Genomic DNA, 16071 nt, shown 5'->3' on the forward strand with positions numbered 1-16071 from the left:
CTAAACCGGGCGAATCTGCCCGTCGCCCCACACGATCCACTTGGTGGAGGTCAGTTCGGGTAGCCCCATGGGTCCGCGGGCGTGCAGCTTCTGGGTGGAGATGCCGATCTCCGCGCCGAAGCCGAACTGCTCCCCGTCGGTGAAGGCGGTGGAGGCATTGACCATGACGGCCGCGGCGTCCACGCGAGAGGTGAACTCGCGGGCCGCTTTCAGATCCGCGGTCACGATGGCCTCGGTGTGCCCGGTGCCCCACTCGTTGATGTGCTCGACCGCCGCGTCCAGATCGTCGACGACCTTCAAAGCGATGTCGAGGGACAGGTATTCGTCGGCCCAGTCGGTGTCGGTGGCGGGCACCAGGCCCGGCAGGTCGCCGTGCACGGTGACGCCGTTGTCCTCGAGCGCCTTGATCATGCGCGGCACCGCGACCTCGGCGACGGCGCGGTCGATGAGCACCGTCTCGGCGGTATTGCACACCGACGGTCGCCGGGTCTTGGCGTTGATCAGGATGGACTCGGCCATGTCCAGATCCGCGTCCCTGTGCACGAACACATGGCAATTGCCGGTGCCGGTCTCGATGGTCGGCACCTGCGCGTCGCGCACCACCGCATTGATCAGGCCCGCGCCGCCGCGCGGAATCACCACGTCCACCAGGCCGCGGGCCTGAATGAGATGGGTGACGCTGGAACGATCCTCCGACGGCAGCAGCTGCACCGCGTCGGCCGGAATCCCTTGCGCCGCCAGCGCTTCCCGCAACACCCCGACCAGCGCCGCATTGGAGCGCGCCGCCGAGGACGAACCCCGCAGCAGCGCCGCGTTGCCCGACTTCAACGCCAGCCCGAACGCGTCGACGGTGACATTGGGCCGCGCCTCGTACACCATGCCCACGACCCCCAGCGGCACCCGCACCTGCCGGATCTCGAGGCCGTTGGGCAGCGTCGACCCGCGCACCACATCGCCCACCGGATCCGGCAGCCCGGCCACCTGCCGCAGCCCCGAGGCGATCCCGTCGACGCGGGCCGCGGTCAGCCGCAGCCGATCCAGCAGCGAGTCGGCGGTGCCGCCCGCCTTGGCGATCTCGAGATCCTCGGCATTGGCGGCGAGCACGGCATCCTTGGCCGCGAGCAGCGCATCGGCCGCGGCGTGCAGGGCGGCGTCCTTCTGCGCGGTGGTGAGCTGGGCCAGGGTCCGCGACGCCACCCGAGCCCGGCGCGCCGAGTCGTGCACCACCTCGCGGACGGCGTCCCGGTCGGTCGTCGTGGGAGCAGTCATGGGAACAGATTACTGATCGCATTCCGCCGCCGGTCGCGGGCAGGTTGTTACCGTGGGTCGATGACCGCGAGCATCCGGTTGTCCTCGGGCACCGGCAGATGGGTTCTCCTCGCGACCGTCCTCGGTTCGGGGATGGCCATGCTGGACGCCACCGTCGTGAATGTGGCCCTGCCCAGGATCGGCGACGAGTTCGGCGCCTCCATGGCCGGACTGCAGTGGACCGTGAACGCCTACACGCTGACGCTGGCGGGATTGATCCTGCTCGGCGGCTCGCTGGGCGACCGCTACGGACGCAAAAGCGTGTTCCTGATCGGGGTGGTGTGGTTCGCCGTCGCCTCCGCGTTGTGCGGTGCGGCGCAGGATGTCTCGATGCTGATCGCCGCGCGCGCCCTGCAGGGCGTGGGCGGCGCGCTGCTGACTCCCGGATCGCTGGCCATCATCCAGGCCTCCTTCCGGCCCGACGAGCGCGCCCGCGCGGTCGGAGCCTGGTCCGGGCTGGGCGGCGTGGCCGGCGCCATCGGCCCGTTCCTGGGCGGCTGGCTGGTGGAGGCCGCGGGCTGGCGCTGGGTGTTCCTGCTCAATGTCCCGCTGGCCGCCGTCGTGATCGCGGTGACGGCCCGGCACGTGCCCGAAACCCGGGATACGCAGGCGCACGGCCGATTCGACGTGCGGGGCGCGGTGCTGGCGGCGCTGTGCCTGGCCGGCGTCACCTACGCGCTCACCATGGCTCCCGAGCACGACACCGGTCGAATCCTGGTGTGGGGCAGCGCCGTCGCGGGCATCGCGGCCGCGGTCGGTTTCGTGCTGGTGGAGCGGCGACGCTCGCGCCCGGACGCCGATCCCTCGGCCATGCTGCCGGTCGACGTGTTCGCCTCCCGGCAGTTCACCGCCATCAATATCGTCACCTTCGTCATGTACGGCGCGATGAGCGTCGTGTTCTTCCTGCTGGTGCTGACCCTGCAGGTGGTGTCCGGGTTCAACCCCATCGCCGCGGGCACGGCCATGCTCCCGGTCACCGTGCTGATGCTGTTGTTCTCCGCCCGCTCCGGCGCGCTGGCGCAGCGCATCGGCCCGCGCCTGCCGATCACCGCCGGCGTGCTGCTGGCCGCCGCCGGCATGCTGCTCATGACCCGCATCGGCGTGCACACCTCCTACCTGCGCGACGTCCTGCCCGCCGCACTGGTTTTCGGCCTCGGCCTGACCCTGGCGGTGGCCCCGCTGACCGCGACCGTGCTGGCCACCGCCGACGAACGCCACGCCGGGGTGGCCAGCGGGGTCAACAATGCCGTCGCCCGCGCCGCCGGTCTGCTGTCGGTCGCGGCCATCCCGCCCCTGGCCGGTCTCACCGGCGCCGCCTACACCGATCCGGCCGACTTCGGCCACGGCTTCCGCCTGGCCATCGTCACCTCGGCGATTCTGATGGTCGCGGCCGCGGCCCTCACCTTCCTCACCGTCCGCGACGACGCCCTGCGCACCGCGCCGCCTGCCTGCGAGCCCGAATGCAGAACCTTCTCCGCCGTGGCCGCCCCGCCGCTGGAACCCGGCCACGCCCGCGCCCCCGGTGGCGCCGAACCCGACTAAGGTCCGGGGCATGGCGCGGATTGTGGTGGTGGGCAGCATCAATATGGATCTGGTGACGACCGTCGGGCGGCGACCGGCGGCGGGGGAGACGGTGAGCGGGGAGTCGTTCGCCCTGGTGCCCGGGGGCAAGGGGTCCAATCAGGCGATCGCGGCGCGGCGGGCGGGGGGTGAGGTGGAGTTCGTGGGGGCCGTGGGCAACGACGTGTTCGCGGGCGCCCTGCGAGACGTGTTGCGCGAGGCCGGAGTCGGGGTGGAGCGGTTGCGCGGCGTGGCGGGCGCCAGCGGGGTGGCGGCGATCGTGGTGGACGAGAGCGGCGAGAACACGATCATCGTGGTGGCGGGCGCCAACGGGCGCATGACGGAGTTGGCGCCGGCGGATCTGGAGACGATCGCGGGCGCGGATGTGCTCATGTGCCAGCTGGAGATTCCGGTGCCGACGGTGCTGGCGGCGGCTCGGCACGCCCGGGCGAACGGGACCGTCGTGATGTTGAATCCGTCTCCGGTGCAAGAGCTTCCGGCGGAGGTGTGGGCCGAGATCGACGTCGCGGTCGTCAACGAGGGCGAAGCCGAGCAGCTCGCGTCCGCGCTGGCCGATGTCCCGCACGTGATCACCACCCTGGGCGGCAAGGGCGCGTCCTATCGTGGTCCGGACGGCGAAACGCTCACCCAGCCCGGCGTGCCCGTCGAGGTCGTCGACACCACCGGCGCGGGTGACACCTTCACCGGCGCCCTCGCGGCGCACTGGGACGAGGGGCCCGAGCGCGCGCTGGTGTGGGCCTGCACGGCCGGAGCGCTGGCGACCACCAAACTCGGTGCCAGCGCCTCGATTCCGGAGCTGGCGGAGATTCGAGGCGCGCTGCCGCGCTGACCGAATCCCATGTAGGAGAGTGACCCATGGACTTGAGACTGGCCGGCAACACCGCACTGATCACGGGCGCTTCGGCGGGCATCGGGGCGGAGATCGCGCGCACCCTGGCCGCCGAGGGCTGTCACCTGCACCTGGCCGCGCGCAGCAAGGACCGGCTCGAGGAGCTCGCCGAAACGCTGCGCGCCGAGCACGGGGTGCGGGTGGTCGCCCATCCGGTGGATCTGCGCGCGGCGACCGACCTCGCGCGGCTGGCCGAGGCGGTCGGCGCACCCGACATCCTGGTCAACAATGCCGGTGACGTTCCCGCCGGAAATCTGGCCGCCGTCGACGCGGCGACCTGGCGGCATGCCTGGGAGCTCAAGGTCTTCGGATACATCGACCTGAGTCGCAGCGTGTACGCGGCCATGAAGCAGCGCGGGCGCGGAGTGATCGTGAACGTCATCGGCTCGGCGGGCGAGCGGCACGATCCCGAGTACATCGCGGGCAGCACCGCCAATGCGGCGCTGATGGCGTTCACTCGCGCCCTGGGCAGCGGCAGCTGGCGCGACGGCATCCGGGTGGTGGGCATCAATCCGGGCCCGGTGGCGACCGCGCGGATCACCGCACTCATGGACACCAATCCCAACTTCGCGCGGATGGCCGTGCACATGCCCTTCGGCCGCCCCGCGCACCCCCGCGAAATCGCCGATATGGCAGCGTTTCTCGCCTCGGAGCGGTCCGGCTACACCACCGGCACCATCGTCACGATCGACGGCGGCCTGAGCGTTTAGGCGACCGAGGTCTTCTTGCCGGTGTGCAGGGCGACCAGATCGGACAGCTCCTTGCCGACGCGTTCCAGGGGCCCGGTCGACCGGGTCGCCAGCGACAGCACCACCGCGCCCTCCACGGCCGCCACGATGGTGGTGGCCAACGAGCGCGCAGGAGCGGGCTCGACCTGTTCGGCCTCGAGCCGCTCGGCGATGATGGCCTCCCACTCGGTGAAGGTCTCCCCCGCCACGTCCGCGGCCTCCGCCGATTCGGCGCGTCCGAGGGCGGCGGCGACGATCGGGCAGCCCGCGGCGAAGTCGGTGGAGATCAGGGTTTCCCGCCACATGTCCGGGAAGGCCGCGATGGCGCTGGCCAGGTCGGTGCTCGCGAGGACGGTCCGCATGAGGGCGCTGGATGCCTGTCCGGCGGCCCGGGTGGCCTCGGCGACCAGTTCGGATTTGCCGCCGGGGAAGTTCAGGTAGATGGACCGGCGCGAGATGCCGCTGTGCTCGAGCAGCTGGGCGATGCCGGTCCCGGCGATGCCATTGCAGCGCATCAGGGCGATGGCGCTGTCGATGAGGCGGTCGCGGGCACCCATGAACGGTTCCTCCTTGCTGTATACCGATCGGTGTAATACCGTTTTCGATATACCGATTGGTCTACCCAGTGTAGTCCGCCGCCCACCGAGACGGGACCCCCAGTCATGCCAGCAGCCCATGCCGCGTCGCCGACCCTGCACGATCCCCTGCCGCTGGCCAGCGGACAGGTGCTGCCCAACCGGATCATGAAGTCGGCGCTCAGCGAGGGGCTCGCCAACGCCGACAATGCCCCCGACGCGCGGCTGGAACGACTCTACGGACGCTGGAGCCGCGGCGGGTACGGATTGATCGTCACCGGCAATGTCATGGTCGACCGCCGGCACTGCGGTGAACCCGGCAATGTGGCCATGGAGGACGAACGGCATCTGGCGGCGCTCACCCGCTGGGCCAGGGTCGCCAAGGACGGCGGCGCGAAGGTCTGGGTGCAGCTCAATCACCCTGGGCGGCAGGCCAATCCGATCGTCACCCGCAATCGAGCGGTGGCCCCGTCGGCCATCGCCATGGGCATTCCGGGCGTGCCCGCGCCGCGGGCGCTGACCGAGGACGAGATCGGCGACATCATCGCCCGCTTCGGCCGCGCCGCCCGCATCGCCGAGGCCGCGGGGTTCGACGGGGTGCAGATCCACGGCGCGCACGGCTATCTGGTGTCGCAGTTCCTGTCTCCGCTGTCGAACCAGCGCACCGACGCGTGGGGCGGTGACGCGGATCGGCGGCGGCGCTTCGTGATCGAGGTGGCGCGCAGCATTCGGGCCGCCGTCAGCCCGGGTTTCGGGCTGGGCATCAAGCTCAACTCGGCCGACTTCCAGCGCGGCGGCTTCACCGAGGACGAGTCACGCGCGGTCCTCGAGGAACTCTCCGGCGAGCACGTGGACCTGTTCGAAATCAGCGGCGGCAGTTACGAATCCCCCGCCATGATGGGCCGCCCGCGCACCGCGTCGGCGAGCACTCGCGCCCGCGAGGCGTACTTCCTGGACTACGCCGAGACCGCCCGGCAGGCGGCGGGCGGGGTGCCGATCGCGGTGACCGGCGGCTTCCGCTCGCATACCGCCATGTCCGAGGCGCTGGCCGCCGGGACCTGCGATGTGGTCGGCCTGGGCCGCCCGGCGGCCGTGATCCCCACTGCCGCAGCGGATCTGCTCGACAAGCGCACCGATGCCCTACGGCCCCCGCACATCTCGCTGGGGTTGCCCCCGCGGCTGGCGGCCAATGGCAGCCTGAAGTCCTTCGACGGCGCGCTGGACCTGCAGTGGCACACCGATCAGCTGCATCTGATCGGCGCGGGCAAGGACCCCGATCCGGAGCGCTCGCCCTGGCTGACCGCCGTGACCATGTTGCGCCGCAACGGTTTCGACGCGTTCCGCAGCAAGCGGGCCGCGGCCGCCCGCACGGCCGCCGATCGCGCCGCCCGCAAGTTCCGGGTGGAACGCACCATGGGCCGCTACGTCATGAACCCGACCGTGCGCGCTCTCGACAAGGTCGGCATCCGCACCGCCTTCGCCAGCGAGATCGAAACCGTCGGCCGCAAATCCGGTGCACCGCGCCGTGTCCCGGTCTCCCTGCTCTTCGACGACGAGGGCGCCTGGGCCATCTGCCAGCACGGGCTGCGCTCCGGGTGGGGCCGCAATATCGCCGCCAACGCGAATGTCCGTGTCCGGCAAGGCGACAGCTGGCGCACCGGCACCGCCGTCCTGCTGCCCGACGACGACGTGGTGGCCCGGGCCCGGACCTTCGCTCCGCATCCGGCGCTGGCCCCACTCGCCCGCGGCGTCATCGCCGCCCTGGAAAGCGATCCGGTCACGGTCCGAATCACCTTCACCGATAGGTGACGGGTCAGCCCCTGGCCCATTCGTGGCCCCAGTAACTGTCGGCGGTCATCTCCTCGGCGACGTAGTCGTCGCCGACGAGCATCCCCTCGCAACCGAATTCGAGATCCCAGTTGCCGGGGGTGCGGACGTAGAAGGAGATCATCTTGTCGTTGGTGTGGCGGCCCAGGGTGGACGACAGGTGGTAGCCGGCCTTGTTGACGCGGTCGAGGGCGCGGCCGACATCGTCGAGGGAGTCGACCTCGACCATGACGTGCACGATGCCGGGGCCGTCCGGGCGTGAACCCGGGATGAGCGCCAGGCTGTGGTGGCGGGGGTTGACGCCCATGAAGCGGATCCAGATCGGGTGCTCGGGCGGGCCGACCCGGAAGGAACCGCGCGAGGCGAAGCCCAGCACCTCGGTGTAGAACTGGCGCGCTTCCTCGATGTCGCGCACCGGCAGCACCACGTGACCGAGCCCGAGATCGCCGGTGACGAAACGGTTTCCGAACTTCCCGACGACCGGGGTGTGGTCCAGCAGCGGGCCGTGGAACACCTCGATGGTGAAGCCGGACGGGTCGACGAAGGAGATGGCCTCCTCGACGTGCCGGGCGACGGCCTCGGTGACCGACAGCGTGGCGACGGCGACGCCGGCCTTCTCCAGGGTCTCGCGCACCAGGTGCAGCGAGCGACGGTCGGCGACCTGCCAGCCGACGGCGATGACCGCGTCGCGCTCGCCGGGCACCAGTTCGATGCGGTAGGTGTGCTCGTCGACGCGCAGGTAGACCGAGTCCGGGTTGGGTCCCGATCCTTCGGCGAAACCGATGGTGTCGAAGGCGAATGCGCGCCAGGCGTCCACATCGGCGATGTGGGCACGCACGTAACCGAGGGATGCGAATGCGGCCATGGTGTACTCCTCGCGAATAGCGGTCGGCGAATATCAGTCGTAGGTGACGGTGACGTCGTCGGTGACCGGAATGGCTTGGCAGGCAAGCACATAGCCGTCGGCGATGTCGGCTTCTTCGAGAATCTCGTTGCGGCGCATGCTCACCTCGCCGGAGACGACCCGGCAGACGCAGGCGCTGCACGCGCCTTCCTTGCACGAGTACGGCGCGTCCAGCCCCTGGGCGAGCAGGGTGTCGAGCAGCGTCTGCTGCCGCGGCCAGGCGAGCTGGTGATTCTCCCCGTCCAGCTCGACGCGGGCGACGGCGGTGTCCGCATCGTCGACCACAGGTGTTGCGGCGGTGCCGGTCTCGAACGGATTGCCCGCCAGCGACACGAACTTCTCACTGTGCACCCGTTTGCGGTCCGCGCCGAGATCGGCCATCGCCGCCGTGACCGCGTCCATGAACGGGCCGGGACCACAGACGAAAACCTCCCGGCCCGCCCACGGACGAGCCAGCGCGGCCAGCGCGGCCACGCTCGGCAGCCCCTGCACCGATTGCAGCCAGTGCAGCACCAGCAGTCGATCGGGGTGCGCGGCCGCCAGTCCGGCGAGCTCCGCGGCGAAGATGACCGAATTCTCGTGCTGGTTGGCGTAGATCAGCGTGCAGTGGCCGGTCCCCCGCGCCAGCACCGATTTCAGGATGGACAGCACCGGCGTGATGCCGCTGCCGCCGGCGAACAGCAGCAGGTCCGTGTCGAGCGACTCGGGGGTGAAGACGCCCGCGGGCGGCAGCACGTCCAGGATCAGGCCCTCGGTGGCGTTGTCGCACAACCAGTTCGAGCCGTAGCCGTCGCTGGTCCGTTTGACGGTGACCTTCAACGGGCCGTCCTCGTGCGGTGCGCTCGACAGCGAGTAGCAGCGGCTCACCGAACCGGTCAGCTCGCTGGGAATGCGCAGGGTCAGGAACTGGCCGGGCCGGTAGGCGAACCGTTCGGCGTGCGCGGATGCGGGGGCGAGTTCCAGCGATACCGCGTCGGCGGTCTCCCGCACGACCCGCACGACCCGTACGGACGCGATGCCGCCGGTCCGCGCCGTCGCGGCGGCTTCCGCTTCCAGTGCGGCGGTATCGGCGTCCAGCTCGGTCACCGTCATCGCTCCACCAGCCCCATCATCTACCAGTTCCATTCCTGTACTTGCTGTTTGCGCACTGCCTGATTTGCCGAGACTCGCCCGATGTGCAGGCGGTGTGACGTGTGACACAGCCGTTTCGATCGCGTTTCCGTTTCGTTCACAGGCAGGCCGGGTAATCCACCCTCATGGCCGACCGCCGACGATGCCGGGAGGCCTCCCTTCGGGGGCCTCGTTCCCGGCTCAGGCCAGGGTTCGCCCGCGGGTGCGCACGTCCACGTCCCTCGTACTGACGTGGACGGCACCCGCCGCCACCGCCTCGTCGATGCTGGCCCGCAGCGCCCCACAGGTGTGCGATCGCGGACCCTCCCCCACCAGTTCGGTGCAGTCGGCCTGCGCGGTCTTGTTCCACTGCACGCTGGTGTGCTGGTCGCTGTATTTCTCCACCAGCACGCAGGTCCCGCAGGACCGGCACGAAACCTTGTCCATGGCAGTGCCTCTCAGGCGTTCGCAGCTTCACGCTTGGCGATATTGTCCGCGACCTCGGCTTCCCACGCGGTGACCGCGCGCGTGGTGTCCACCTCGTACTCGAAGCGGTCGGTCATCTCGTCCGCGACCTCGGCCACGTCCACATAGAACTGCTCGTACCAGCGACGCAGCTGATAGACCGGCCCGTCCTCCTCGCACAGCAGCGGATTGTTGATGCGCGACTTGCGCTTCCAGATCGCCGCGTCCTGCTCGAAGCCCTTGCCCAGCCCGCCGACGAACTTCTCGGCGATCTCCCGCGCCTGCTCGGGCGCCACACCCGCGGGTTTCTTGGCGATCGCGCCGTACATCAGCACGAACTGGTTCTCGTTGATCGGATAGTGGCAGTTGATCAGATAGCCCTCGACGACAAGGCCGTTCGGGCTCTCGCTCTTCAGGTAATCGATCATGTAGGAGGGCCCGTAGTACGACGCCTCCGACTGCAGCACGTTCTTGCCGCCCAACGCCTTCGCGGTCTCGCCCATCATGTCCTCCCGGGAGACCGAGGTCATGAACTGGCTGGCGGTGTGCCCCTCGAAGACGTTCTTGAAGAAGGTCGGGAACCCGTAGTGCACGTAGAAGAAGTGCGCCATGTCCACCACATTGTCGACGACCTCGCGGCAGTTGGCGTCGACGATCATGGAGTTCCAGGTCCAGTCGGTCCACTCGTGGTCGAAGGCGGCGTCGATGCGCGGGATGGCCAGCTCGGCCGGCGGCTGCTTGCCCTCCGGGTCGTTCCAGACGAACAGCATCTTGTTCTCGACCATGGTCGGCCACGCCTTGGTGCGGGCCAGCGGGGGCACGCGGCGCGCGTAGGGGATGCCGGTGCATTTGCCCTTGCCGTTCCAGCGCCAGTCGTGGAAGGGGCAGGCGATGGAGTCGCCCTTGACGGTGCCGTCGGCGAGGTTGCCGCCCATGTGCGGGCAGTAGGCGTTGAGCACGTTCAGGGTGCCATCCTCGGCCGCGAACACCACGATCTCGGTGCCGAAAGCCTTGACGGTGTGCGGCTTTCCGTCGCGGTAGGTCTCGGCCAGACCCAGGCAGTGCCAGCCGCGCGCGAACCGCGCCGGGGGCTTGCCCGAGTCGATGACACGCACCTCGGTTTCGGCGGTGGTCATGTGAATTCCTCTCCCTTGCCTTGCTTCGATGGTTCCGGCCGCTGTGACGGCGACGACAGCGCAGTCTCACTGGCCGGGAGATGGCTACTGGTGTGCGAGACGGCCGAACGCGGCGCGGTAGAACAGCAGCGGATTCGCCTCGGAATGCTCGTTCAGGCTGGTCACGCGCCCGATGACGATGGTGTGGTCACCGCCGTCGACCTCGTTGTGCAGGGCGCAGTCGATGGAGGCCATGGCTCCGGTGAGCAATGGCGAACCGTTCGCGGACGCGGTCCATTCGACCCCGGCGAACTTGTCCGCGCCCGGCCGGCCGAGCCGACGGCAGATCTCGTCCTGATCGTCGGCCAGGATGTTCACGCAAAACCGGCCCGCCGCACGGATTCTCGGCCAGGTGCTCGAGGTCCGCGCCGGGAAGAAGCTCACCAGCGGCGGGTCGATGGACAACGCGGCGAACGACTGGCAGGCGAAGCCGAGGGGTGCGCCCCGCTCGTCGAGTGCGGTGATCACGGTGACGCCCGAGGCGAAACGCCCCAGGACGGTCTTGAAAGCTGTCGCGTCGATGGCCGGGGTCTGGTCCAGGACCGGATCCACAGCGCCTCCTTATTTCGATCCGAAATATAGCTAGCAGTCATGACAGCAGCTCGGGGACCGGAGGCGTCAACCACGGGGTTCGGTGATCGGGACACGTATGCGTAGGTTTTACGTAGTTCTCCCGATTCCGCAGGTTGTGGCGCAGGGCACTGTGATGGGTAGCACAAGCTCCGAACCAGGTATGTGCCTAATCGGAATAGTCCTAGACTGGATATGAACCAACGGAGGTACATATGTCCGTCACCATGCTGCCCCCCGCGGAAGCTCGACACACTCACAAGCCCATGCGCGCCAAGGAATCCCACGCCGCCGCCGAGGTGCCCGTCTCGATGATCGAGCGGATGACCTTGATCCTGGACGCTTTCGACGCCTCCACGCCCACCCTCACGCTGCTCGGCCTGGTCGAGCGCACCGGGTTGCCGCGGTCCACCGTGCATCGGATCCTCGACCAGATGATCAAGCTGCGCTGGCTGGCCCACACCTCGGGCGGTTACCGGCTGGGCATGCGCGCCCTCGAGCTCGGCGGACTCACCGCCGACCACAACGAGATTCGCGACGCCGTCTCCCCGCTGCTGCACGAGTTGAGCCAGCGCACCGGCATGGTCGGCCACCTGGCGGTCCTCGACGGGCGCGACGTCGTCTACCTGGACAAGGCGGGCGGCCGCTTCGCCGCCAGCCTGCCCACCCGCCTGGGCGGCCGGATGCCCGCGCACGCAACGGCTCTCGGCAAGGCGATGCTGGCCTGCCTGGAACCCAATATCGCCGAGGCCGCGCTGCGCACCCGGCTGCCCAAGCTGACCCCGCGCACCATCAGCGAGCCCGAGGCGCTCGGCCGCGAGCTGCAGCAGATCCGCCTGCGCCAGGGCGTGGCCATCGACCGCGAGGAGGCCGTCGCCGGAATCGCCTGTGTCGCAGCGCCGCTGCGGGGCCGGGGCACCGCGCCAGCCGCACTGTCGCTGTCGGGTCGCGCGGACGGCATGAGTTACGACCGGCTGGCCCGGGTCGTGCTCGAGGTCGCGCACGAAGCCGGCCGCACCCTGTTCCCGCGTCGCGCGCACTGGCGTTGAGCGTGCACGCCGAGGCGGCGCAGCCGATTCCGGAACTGCCGACGACGGCGTGGGCGGTTCTCGGAATGCTCTCGCACGCCGAGGAACTCAGCGGTTACGACCTGAAGAAATGGGCGGACTGGAGTCTGCAGTTCTTCTATTGGAGTCCGTCGTTCAGCCAGATCTACGCCGAACTCAAACGGCTGGAGAAACACGGCTACGCGACCTCGCGGACCGTCGTCTCCGAGGACGGCATGCGCGGCAAACGCATGTACGCCATCACCGACAGCGGCCGGGAAGCCGCCGCGCACTGGGTCAATCACTCCCCCGTCGAGGCCCCGGTGCTCAAACACAGTGTGATGCTGCGGGCTTGGCTGGGACATCTCGCCGAACCCGAGCGCATGCGCGAAATCCTCGAACAGCACATCGAATACACCGAGACCATGCGGCGGCGCGCCGAGGCCGACGCCGAGGGCGCGGACGTGAATCCCGATTGGGCCTATCCGAGCGCGGTATTGCGCTGGTGCGTCAAACATTACGAGGCCGAAAAGGAATTCGCCGAGGACCTGCTGGCGGATTTGGACAAATTGGCGAGACAGCGTAGCCGCCGCAAGCCTGCGAAGAAGCAGAATTCCACCGATTCCCACTGAACGGACTTGCTCATAGTCGGCGATTGGCAGGCGTGACACGGTTCACACGATCGTGTCACTACCCACCCTGGAGGACGCATTATGTCCACCACCGTCGATACCGCGGTGCCACCCGGCGCCGTGCCCGATGAATCCGGCCGCCTCGACGGCGCATCGCAGCTGAGGATCTGGTCGGTCCTCGCGGTCATCGTGCTGTTCACCGAGGTCTCCCCGATGCAGTACGTGATGGTCGCCTCGGCGCTGCGCCAAATCGCGCCCACCTTCCCCGATCAGGGCGCCAACATCAACTGGGCCATCATCGTTTTCGGCATCTTCGGCGCGGCGGTGTCCCCGCTGATCGGCAAGCTCAGCGACATCTGGGGCAAGAAGAAGATGTTCCTGGTGTGCGGGGTGCTGTTCCTCATCGGCACCGTGATCTGCGCGCTCACCAGCAGTTGGGCGCTGTTCCTGGTCGGCCGCGCGCTGGAGGCGACCGCCATCGCCACCACCGTCGTGTCCTACGGTCTGATCCGGGATCTGATGCCGCGCCGCATGGTGCCCATCGGCCTGGGGATCGCCTCCACGGGGCTGGGCGTCTCCGCCCTCGCCGGGCCGCTGATCGGCGGGTACATCACCGATCACTACAGCTGGCGTGGACTGTTCTGGTTCCTGTTCGTCTTCACCCTGGTCATGATTCCGCTGCTGATCATCGTGGTGCCGGAGTCGAAGCTGCGCACCCCGCAGCGGCTGGACCTGATCGGCGCGACCCTGCTCGGCGCGGGCGCGACACTGACGCTGCTGTACCTGGACAAGGGGCAGGATTGGGGCTGGACCAAGCCGTCCACACTGGCCTGGCTGATCGGCGGCCTGGTGCTGCTGGCACTGTTCCCGGTGGTGGAAATGCGTGCGCGGCAACCGATCATGGATATGAAGCTGCTGTTCAATCCGCGGGTGAGCATCGTGTTGTTCGTCGGTCTGCTGGCCTCGTTCATCATCGGCTACCAGTCGTACGCGACCGGGTACATGACGCAGTCGCCGCCGTCGGATCAGGTGGTGTCGCAGGTCAAGGACGCCACCTGGGAACAGGTGAAAGCCGGTGCGCTGCAACAGGCGCAGGCGCAGGCGCTGACCCAGGCGCGAGCACAGGGTCTCGCGCAGGCCGAGGCGCAGGCGAAGGCCGCGATGCCGCCGGGCGTGGACCTGCCGCCGGCATTCGTGCAGCAGTTGACGGACCAGGTCAACGCGCAGGTGACGCCCGAGGTCGTGAACGCCCAGGTGCCGCCAGAGATGGTGTACTCGAAGCTGCCGCCGGACATGGTGAAGGTGGATCTGTCGCCCGGCTACACCTATGGCGACAACTTCACGCTGCTGAAGTTCGCCACGCACGTGACCCTCGCTCAGTCGTTGATCGCCATGCTGTTCGGCTTCCTCGGCGGCCTGTGGATTCGGCGCTCGGGCGCCCGCTGGCCGCTGGTGACGGCGCTGGTGATCTTCGTGGGCAGCGGGCTGGCGTACGCGGCGCTCTCGCACGGCTGGCAGACGCAGGCGCTGATCAGCGCGGTGTACGGGATCGCGTTCGCGCTGTACTACGCCTCGACACCCAACCTGATCGTGGAAGGTGTTCCGGCGCAACAGCAGGGCATCAGCGCCGGCATGCTGGGCGTCATGCAGGCCATGGGCGCGGCCATCGGGCTCGCGGTGGCGACCGCGTTCCTGACCGCGAACCCGGTGCGGGCCGTGGTGTCGGTGGCCGGTGCGCCGCCGGTGACCAAGGACATCCCATTGCTGTACGCGGACAAGGGATACGAGCTCGGCTTCTACTTCGTCGCGATCTCCGCGGCGGTGGCTTTGGTGGGCGCGTTCCTCATGCGGCACGGCCGCACCGCGGCCACCGGCGGCGCCGCGCACTGACGCGGCGGTCGTCTCAGGACAGCCAGCTGACCGGAGTCACCTCACGGATGTGGGCGACGAGGTCGAAGGCCTCGGCGAGATTGCGAATCCTCAAGTGCTCGTCGGCATCTCGGACCGGGTTGTACACACCGCTGATCGTGCGCATCTTCACAGGTGCTGCGATCGGGTCGGTGCGCATATCCAGCCAGAGAGTCGGCAGCCCGCGCTCGCCGAGGTCGGCGTCCAGGAAATCCGGTGCGGGAGCCGGAATCTCGGCCACGCCCACATTGCCGTGATGAAAACCGATCGCCACGGAAGCGTATTCGCGGCCGAAGTGCTGACGCAGCACACTGCCGACACTGGCCATCGCCCCCTGATCCGCTGCCTTGCCCAGCGAAGGACCTTCAGCGGAGACGTGGGCGATGCCGTCCCAATACACGATGCGCGAACCCGTGCGCTGCTGGTGAGCGATGATCGACGTCGCCCAGAGCTCCCCTTCACCAGCGAAGCTGCCCCGCCCCGCGACGCTGTGAGCATGGAAATCCTCGATCAAAGCCATTCGAGCGCGGACGGATTCGTCGAGGCCGGGAATCGCGGCGACGATGGCCGAGGCGTCGCGAGCATGCTCGAGGAACGGGCGGCCCGGGTGAATTCCGCGGGCCCGTTGAACGTGTTCGTCGATCGTGTGGGCGGTGCGAATCGGATCCAAATGGGCGGCGAGTTCGGCCAGACGATCCGGAGCCTGAGCGCGAACAGCATTCAGGACGGCCTCGTAGTCCTCCCCCATCGCCTGAACAGGTTTGATGCCGATGATCTGGACCTGGTCCCCAGGGTGGGCTTCGTTGAATTCACGAATCCAAGTCAGCGTCGCGACCATTTCCGCTGTACGCCAAGGACGCCAGGCATTGTCAAGAGCGGAGGCGGCTGTGCCCTTGCCGGTTCGAACAAAGGAGTCAAGGCTTTCTCCCACGTTCGCGCTGTCCTGAATGGCGAGGGTTCGGAAGCCATAGTGCTCAACCAGGTCGCGGAAGAGGTTGTCGCGCAAGGCGAACGTCTCGTGAGCGAAGCGGGTCGATTCGCCGATACCGACGACGGTTGCGGTAGAGAGGGTGCTCGCGTTCATGACACCCACTCTCCAACCTGAACAATGGTTCAGGTCAAGCTGCCAAAGACAAAAGCCGAAAGAACAAAGCCCAAAAGAAGAAAAGATAAAAGACGGCCAGGAGGAGGGAGAGAGGGTGGCCGAGCTTGCGAGGCCCTCTCACCCACCAGCCGCCACCGGGAACAGCTCGCGCCTCCCAGCACACTCACCCACCCATCCTCGCTCACCTTCCAGCACACTCACCCACCGGCCGTGAATCTGTCTCTGTGGAATTGTCAAAGAACTTGCAG

Annotated in this window: 15 protein-coding genes; 7 read left to right on the top strand and 8 right to left on the bottom strand. The window is 68.5% G+C overall.

Features of this window, described 5'->3' with window-relative positions; translation table 11 throughout:
• On the bottom strand, nucleotides 1-1269 hold the full coding sequence (locus D7D52_RS09450) for a glutamate-5-semialdehyde dehydrogenase (RefSeq protein ID WP_120735975.1): 1269 nt from the start codon (nucleotides 1267-1269) through the stop codon (nucleotides 1-3).
• 60 nt (nucleotides 1270-1329) lie between these two features.
• Between D7D52_RS09450 and D7D52_RS09455 the strand changes: the two genes are divergently transcribed.
• Genes D7D52_RS09455 through D7D52_RS09465 form a run of 3 tightly spaced genes read left to right on the top strand, consistent with a single transcriptional unit; the run spans nucleotide 1330 to nucleotide 4488 of the window.
• Complete coding sequence (locus D7D52_RS09455) at nucleotides 1330-2850, top strand: MFS transporter (RefSeq protein WP_120735976.1); 1521 nt, start codon at nucleotides 1330-1332, stop codon at nucleotides 2848-2850.
• Nucleotides 2851-2860: 10 nt separating this feature from the next.
• The gene (locus D7D52_RS09460; RefSeq protein WP_120735977.1) at nucleotides 2861-3718 is read left to right on the top strand and encodes a ribokinase; all 858 of its coding nucleotides are present in this window, start codon (nucleotides 2861-2863) and stop codon (nucleotides 3716-3718) included.
• Nucleotides 3719-3744: 26 nt separating this feature from the next.
• Nucleotides 3745-4488, top strand: coding sequence for a short-chain dehydrogenase/reductase (locus D7D52_RS09465; protein WP_120735978.1), 744 nt, complete (start codon nucleotides 3745-3747; stop codon nucleotides 4486-4488).
• Here D7D52_RS09465 and D7D52_RS09470 read toward each other — a convergent pair.
• Nucleotides 4485-5063: a TetR/AcrR family transcriptional regulator gene (locus D7D52_RS09470; protein WP_120735979.1), complete on the bottom strand. Its 579-nt coding sequence runs from the start codon at nucleotides 5061-5063 to the stop codon at nucleotides 4485-4487. The two genes, D7D52_RS09465 and D7D52_RS09470, sit on opposite strands and share 4 nt — an antisense overlap.
• 105 nt (nucleotides 5064-5168) lie before the next feature.
• Here D7D52_RS09470 and D7D52_RS09475 point away from each other — a divergent pair, with 105 nt between their 5' ends.
• Entirely contained in the window at nucleotides 5169-6890 is a 1722-nt protein-coding gene (locus tag D7D52_RS09475; protein ID WP_120735980.1) for a nitroreductase family deazaflavin-dependent oxidoreductase, read from the top strand.
• Between the two features lie 4 nt (nucleotides 6891-6894).
• On the opposite strand, the gene D7D52_RS09480 is transcribed toward D7D52_RS09475, so the two are convergent.
• From D7D52_RS09480 to D7D52_RS09500, 5 genes are all read right to left on the bottom strand, one after another.
• Nucleotides 6895-7773 (bottom strand): VOC family protein, encoded by an 879-nt coding sequence (locus D7D52_RS09480; protein WP_120735981.1) that lies wholly within the window; start codon nucleotides 7771-7773, stop codon nucleotides 6895-6897.
• 33 nt (nucleotides 7774-7806) lie between these two features.
• Complete coding sequence (locus D7D52_RS09485) at nucleotides 7807-8904, bottom strand: ferredoxin--NADP reductase (RefSeq protein ID WP_120735982.1); 1098 nt, start codon at nucleotides 8902-8904, stop codon at nucleotides 7807-7809.
• A gap of 219 nt (nucleotides 8905-9123) precedes the next feature.
• A complete protein-coding gene (locus tag D7D52_RS09490) occupies nucleotides 9124-9369 on the bottom strand; it encodes a hypothetical protein (RefSeq protein ID WP_120735983.1) in 246 nt (81 codons plus the stop codon).
• A gap of 11 nt (nucleotides 9370-9380) precedes the next feature.
• Complete coding sequence (locus D7D52_RS09495; protein ID WP_120735984.1) at nucleotides 9381-10523, bottom strand: 3-ketosteroid-9-alpha-monooxygenase, oxygenase component; 1143 nt, start codon at nucleotides 10521-10523, stop codon at nucleotides 9381-9383.
• An 84-nt stretch (nucleotides 10524-10607) separates the two neighbouring features.
• On the bottom strand, nucleotides 10608-11114 hold the full coding sequence (locus D7D52_RS09500; protein WP_120735985.1) for a flavin reductase family protein: 507 nt from the start codon (nucleotides 11112-11114) through the stop codon (nucleotides 10608-10610).
• Between the two features lie 233 nt (nucleotides 11115-11347).
• Here D7D52_RS09500 and D7D52_RS09505 point away from each other — a divergent pair, with 233 nt between their 5' ends.
• From D7D52_RS09505 to D7D52_RS09515, 3 genes are all read left to right on the top strand, one after another.
• The gene (locus D7D52_RS09505; protein ID WP_342775260.1) at nucleotides 11348-12181 is read left to right on the top strand and encodes an IclR family transcriptional regulator; all 834 of its coding nucleotides are present in this window, start codon (nucleotides 11348-11350) and stop codon (nucleotides 12179-12181) included.
• A 2-nt stretch (nucleotides 12182-12183) separates the two neighbouring features.
• Complete coding sequence (locus tag D7D52_RS09510; RefSeq protein WP_222932803.1) at nucleotides 12184-12810, top strand: PadR family transcriptional regulator; 627 nt, start codon at nucleotides 12184-12186, stop codon at nucleotides 12808-12810.
• Between the two features lie 81 nt (nucleotides 12811-12891).
• Entirely contained in the window at nucleotides 12892-14700 is a 1809-nt protein-coding gene (locus tag D7D52_RS09515; RefSeq protein WP_120735986.1) for an MFS transporter, read from the top strand.
• Nucleotides 14701-14713: 13 nt separating this feature from the next.
• On the opposite strand, the gene D7D52_RS09520 is transcribed toward D7D52_RS09515, so the two are convergent.
• Entirely contained in the window at nucleotides 14714-15802 is a 1089-nt protein-coding gene (locus tag D7D52_RS09520; RefSeq protein ID WP_120735987.1) for an erythromycin esterase family protein, read from the bottom strand.
• Nucleotides 15803-16071: the final 269 nt, after the last annotated feature.

The organism is Nocardia yunnanensis, from assembly GCF_003626895.1.
Lineage (GTDB): Bacteria > Actinomycetota > Actinomycetes > Mycobacteriales > Mycobacteriaceae > Nocardia > Nocardia yunnanensis.

Coding starts and splice junctions, on each gene's coding strand:
- D7D52_RS09450 (WP_120735975.1), bottom strand. CDS start 1,269: ATGACTGCTCCCACGACGACCGACCGGGACGCCGTCCGCGAGGTGGTG.
- D7D52_RS09490 (WP_120735983.1), bottom strand. CDS start 9,369: ATGGACAAGGTTTCGTGCCGGTCCTGCGGGACCTGCGTGCTGGTGGAG.
- D7D52_RS09485 (WP_120735982.1), bottom strand. CDS start 8,904: ATGACGGTGACCGAGCTGGACGCCGATACCGCCGCACTGGAAGCGGAA.
- D7D52_RS09505 (WP_342775260.1), top strand. CDS start 11,348: ATGTCCGTCACCATGCTGCCCCCCGCGGAAGCTCGACACACTCACAAG.
- D7D52_RS09480 (WP_120735981.1), bottom strand. CDS start 7,773: ATGGCCGCATTCGCATCCCTCGGTTACGTGCGTGCCCACATCGCCGAT.
- D7D52_RS09475 (WP_120735980.1), top strand. CDS start 5,169: ATGCCAGCAGCCCATGCCGCGTCGCCGACCCTGCACGATCCCCTGCCG.
- D7D52_RS09520 (WP_120735987.1), bottom strand. CDS start 15,802: ATGAACGCGAGCACCCTCTCTACCGCAACCGTCGTCGGTATCGGCGAA.
- D7D52_RS09460 (WP_120735977.1), top strand. CDS start 2,861: ATGGCGCGGATTGTGGTGGTGGGCAGCATCAATATGGATCTGGTGACG.
- D7D52_RS09495 (WP_120735984.1), bottom strand. CDS start 10,523: ATGACCACCGCCGAAACCGAGGTGCGTGTCATCGACTCGGGCAAGCCC.
- D7D52_RS09515 (WP_120735986.1), top strand. CDS start 12,892: ATGTCCACCACCGTCGATACCGCGGTGCCACCCGGCGCCGTGCCCGAT.
- D7D52_RS09465 (WP_120735978.1), top strand. CDS start 3,745: ATGGACTTGAGACTGGCCGGCAACACCGCACTGATCACGGGCGCTTCG.
- D7D52_RS09455 (WP_120735976.1), top strand. CDS start 1,330: ATGACCGCGAGCATCCGGTTGTCCTCGGGCACCGGCAGATGGGTTCTC.
- D7D52_RS09470 (WP_120735979.1), bottom strand. CDS start 5,063: ATGGGTGCCCGCGACCGCCTCATCGACAGCGCCATCGCCCTGATGCGC.